The 4033-nt window shown below is 62.8% G+C and carries 7 protein-coding genes; 1 reads left to right on the top strand and 6 read right to left on the bottom strand.

Annotation, left to right across the window (positions count from 1 at the left end; genetic code table 11):
- Window positions 1-56: 56 nt before the first annotated feature.
- Complete coding sequence (locus EN964_RS27550) at window positions 57-314, bottom strand: DUF2934 domain-containing protein (RefSeq protein WP_127267615.1); 258 nt, start codon at window positions 312-314, stop codon at window positions 57-59.
- 372 nt (window positions 315-686) lie between these two features.
- Here EN964_RS27550 and ndk point away from each other — a divergent pair, with 372 nt between their 5' ends.
- Window positions 687-1109 (top strand): nucleoside-diphosphate kinase, encoded by a 423-nt coding sequence (ndk, locus tag EN964_RS27545; protein ID WP_013532476.1) that lies wholly within the window; start codon window positions 687-689, stop codon window positions 1107-1109.
- 64 nt (window positions 1110-1173) lie between these two features.
- Here ndk and EN964_RS27540 read toward each other — a convergent pair whose 3' ends face one another.
- From EN964_RS27540 to EN964_RS27520, 5 genes are all read right to left on the bottom strand, one after another.
- Entirely contained in the window at window positions 1174-1938 is a 765-nt protein-coding gene (locus EN964_RS27540; protein WP_127267616.1) for a YbaY family lipoprotein, read from the bottom strand.
- A 110-nt stretch (window positions 1939-2048) separates the two neighbouring features.
- Window positions 2049-2525, bottom strand: coding sequence for a molybdenum cofactor biosynthesis protein MoaE (locus EN964_RS27535; protein ID WP_127267617.1), 477 nt, complete (start codon window positions 2523-2525; stop codon window positions 2049-2051).
- A 1-nt stretch (window position 2526) separates the two neighbouring features.
- Window positions 2527-2784 carry a molybdopterin converting factor subunit 1 gene (moaD, locus tag EN964_RS27530; RefSeq protein ID WP_127267618.1) on the bottom strand — a complete coding sequence of 86 codons (258 nt, stop codon included), beginning with the start codon at window positions 2782-2784 and terminating at the stop codon, window positions 2527-2529.
- A gap of 1 nt (window position 2785) precedes the next feature.
- Window positions 2786-3382, bottom strand: coding sequence for a CDP-diacylglycerol--glycerol-3-phosphate 3-phosphatidyltransferase (gene pgsA / locus EN964_RS27525; protein ID WP_023673449.1), 597 nt, complete (start codon window positions 3380-3382; stop codon window positions 2786-2788).
- A 97-nt stretch (window positions 3383-3479) separates the two neighbouring features.
- On the bottom strand, window positions 3480-4033 hold a 554-nt coding region (locus EN964_RS27520; RefSeq protein ID WP_245490691.1), incomplete at its 5' end, for a helix-hairpin-helix domain-containing protein.

The following is a 4033-nucleotide window of genomic DNA, read 5'->3' as shown; positions in this document are numbered from 1 at the left end:
GCATGGCGGTCTGGGACGAAAGGTCGCCGCCGCGGCTTGACGCCGTAAAGCAGTACTTACTTGGCCGCCTTCTTTGGCTTGCCGGCCTTCGTGGCAGCCTTTGCCTCCTTGGGGGCGGCCTTTGCCTTGCCTGCGCCAGCTGCCTTCCTGGTTGGCTTTTTGGCTGCCGACTTGCCCGTGGCGTCCTCCTGGTCGACATCGGCGGCCGCCTGATGCCAATGGCGCTCATGATGTCCAGCCGGCTGGCCCTCTTGCAGCCAGATCTGGTGCGCACGGTTGCGAATGCGTTCCTGACGATCGTCTGTCATGGTCATGGTGTCTCCATACGGCCCGACCTCAGCGCGGCGCCGACACGCGAGTATAGCAAGCAACGCGTTGCTGTGTAGCCGTCTGATCTCGGCTTCGGGAGCACAGAAAAGCGCAGCGGCCTGCCCTTCGCTATCGCTCCCTGCCCTTCGGGCGTTCAAACCCTTTGAAAGGTCCACTGGACCTTTCAATCCGCCCGAAGGCGGACCGGGCTTTCACCGTTCGTCGCTCGGAAAGCCAAGCAATTGGCTTTCCGTCCGCTTCGCGGACCATCCCTCACCCCTTTGGCCTCACCCCTTTGGCCTCACCCCTTGGCAATGGGCCGGGCGGCTTGTATAGAGCCCGCCACTCTCAATTCCATTCTCAGACAAGGACGACCCATGGCGCTCGAACGCACATTTTCCATGATCAAGCCGGACGCAACCCGGCGCAATCTCACTGGTGCCATCACCAGGATGCTGGAAGAGGCAGGCCTGCGCGTCATCGCCTCGCGCCGGGTCTGGATGAGCCGCCGCGAAGCGGAAGGCTTCTATGCCGTCCACAAGGACCGCCCCTTCTTCGGCGAACTGGTTGAATTCATGTCGTCGGCACCGACCGTCGTCCAGGTGCTGGAAGGCGAGAACGCCATTGCCAGGAACCGCGAAGTGATGGGCGCCACCAACCCGGCCAACGCCGCCGAAGGTACCATCCGCAAGGTTCACGCGCTGTCGATCGGCGAAAACTCGGTGCACGGCTCCGACGCGCCGGAGACCGCGGCAGAAGAGATCAAGTACTGGTTCTCGGACACCGAGATCGTCGGCTGAGCCGATAATCCAGACCTTGGATTACGTGAAAAGGCCGGCGTTTCGCCGGCCTTCTTCGTCGGGGTCAGCTTGCCGCGCTGAAGCGCAGGATCTCGCGGCCATCCTTGTCGACAATGATGAGCTTTCCGGCATCGACACGGTATGACGCCGCCTTGGCCAACGCATCGAACAGCGCCTTTTCCTCGGCCATCACCTCGGGCGCACAGGCCTTGTAGGTCGAGCCGATGTCCCTGATCGCGATCGTTTGGCCATCGAGTTTGGCGGTGGCGAAATAGGTGTTGCAGGGGCCGCTGCCGCCCGCCTTGCCGGCCCCGCTGACCCTGAACGTCGCTTGCGGGGCACTAATAGCGCCGATGCCGTCGATATAGTCGACCAGCCAGAGCTGGTCGAAGACGGAAGCCGTCGGCTCGGCACTCGGGGTGACCATCTTCAGCATGATGGTCTGCGGCACGTCGGCCAACGGATCGACCTGATGGCGCATATCGGAGATGAACAGCAGCTTGTCGTCGACGGTGATGCGGGCTTGCAACGCGTAAGTCATCTGCGACCGGATGACCGAAGGGTCGAATTTGATCTCGAAGCTGATCGGCACCTGGCCTGCCGGCTTTACTTGCTGCTCACCGATGATGGTGGCCGGCGCGTCGGCCAGCGACACGTCCGCCAGCTGGACGGAGAGCACGGCACTGGGCGGCAAGGCAATGCGCTCGCGATAGATCACCTCGCCTCTCACGGCCCTTTCAGCGGCAACAGACTGCTCCGGAACGGCCAATATGCCGACGACCAGAGGCACGAAACCGAAGATCAAGAACTCCGCGATCCTGTCCAGCATGACCATCTCCCTCACCCCGGGCTGCCAATGCCCCGGGCTGCCAATGCCGAGGCTGACCAATCCCGCCAATTGGCCAAAGGATTGCGGTCAATGCATGGCTGCGGCGGATCTTATTCGGACTGATACCAGCGTTGCGCGGCGTTTGCATCGGCTTCCTTGGCCTCGACCCAGCCACCCTCCGAGCCGTCAGCCCGATGCTCCTTCTTCCAGAAAGGCGCGCGCGATTTGAGATAGTCCATCAGAAAATTCGCCGCCTCGAACGCCGCATGGCGATGCGCCGAGGCTGCCACCACCAGCACGATGTTCTCGCCGGGCGCGATCTTCCCGTGGCGGTGGATGGCGGTGAGCCCCTGCAATGGCCAACGCTCGACCGCTTCAACAGCGATGCGGGCGATTTCCGCTTCGGCCATGCCGGGGTAGTGTTCGAGCTCGAGCGCTGAGAGCGCGCCCTGCTCGTCGCGGCAAAGGCCGGAGAAGGTCACCACGGCGCCGATATCGGCGCGGCCTTGCGTCAGTCTGGCGATCTCGGCGGCGACGTCAAAATCCTGGCGCTGAATGCGCACGACAGGCAAGACCGCGCCGCTCATGTCAGCCCCCGGTCATCGGCGGGAACAGCGCGATTTCGCGGGCGCCCGCGATCTTCTCGCGGTGCTCGACATGTTCCTGGTTGATGGCGACGCGGATCACGTCGGGATATTGCAGAGCGTGCTCGTAGCCATCGCCGCGCGATTTCAGCCAGCGCAGGAGATCGGTCACCGTCTCGATGCCCGCAGGCAGGTCGACATCCTCCTCAGCCATGCCGATGCGTTCGCGCACCCAGGCAAAATAGATGAGCCGTGTCGTCATCTCACTCGTCCATGATGTGCTTGAGGCCGGCGCGGAAATAATCGTAGCCGGTGTAGAGCGTGACCAACGCCGCGATCCACAGCAGAACCAGCCCGGTCTGCGTGGTCAGCGGAAAGATCTTGTCGCCGGCCGGTCCGGCCAAGAGGAACGCTATGGCGACCATCTGGATCGCGGTTTTCCATTTTGCCAACTGCGTCACCGGCACCGAGACTTTCAGCGCCGCCAGATACTCGCGCAGGCCCGAAACCAGGATTTCACGGCACAGGATGATGATCGCCGCCCACAACGACCAGCCGGCAATGCCCGCATGGCGATCGGTATCGGCGGCCAGCAGCAGCAGGCATGTGGCGACCAGCAGCTTGTCGGCGATCGGGTCGAGCATCTTGCCGATGTTGGAGGTCTGCTGCCAGGCGCGTGCCAGATAGCCGTCCAGATAATCGGTGATCGAGGCGAGCAGGAAGATGATCAGCGCCGACCAGCGGGCAAAGTCGCTCGACTTCAGATGTCCTTCGAGAAAAAAGCACAGCACCACCAGCGGCACCGCGACGATGCGGGCGTAGGTGAGCATATTGGGCAGGTTGAACGCGCGCTTGGCCATGTCTGGGAAACTCTTTCTGCCTGCCTACTCAAATCAGATGCGAATGTAGGGGGTCAACAGGCCAGATTCGACAGGCCAGATGAAAGTGCCGGATTTTTCAACTCTCGTGGAAGTGATTGTAGACCAGTTTCGCCACCTGTTCGGAAATTCCGTCGACTTTCCGCAGATCCTCGATGGCGGCGCGGCTGACCGCCTTGGCGGTGCCGAATGCCAGCAGCAATGCCCGCTTGCGGCCGGGACCGATGCCGCTGATCTCGTCGAGCGGGCTCTTGACCATCTCCTTCTTGCGGCGCGCCCGATGCGAACCGATGGCGAAACGGTGGACCTCGTCGCGCAGGCGCTGGACGAAATAGAGCACGGGATCGCGAACCGGCAGCGAAAACGAGTCCCTGCCTTTGACGAAGAAACGCTCACGGCCGGCATCGCGGTCCTGGCCCTTGGCGATGCCGATGGCCACCACCCGGTCCTCGATGCCGAGATCGGCGAGGATCTTGCGCACCGCAGTCATCTGGCCCTGGCCACCGTCGATCAGGATGACATCGGGCCAGGCCGGGAAGCTGCCGGAGATATCGTCCTCCATATCGTCCGCCGAACCATCAGCCGCATCCCCAGCCGGGACATCGCCATGCTCCTTCAGCAGCCGCGAAAAAC

The organism is Mesorhizobium sp. M7A.F.Ca.CA.001.10.2.1 (assembly GCF_003998575.1).
Classification (GTDB): domain Bacteria; phylum Pseudomonadota; class Alphaproteobacteria; order Rhizobiales; family Rhizobiaceae; genus Mesorhizobium.
Note: the sequence above shows the minus strand (reverse complement) of the source record. Positions and strands in the feature narration are given on the sequence as shown.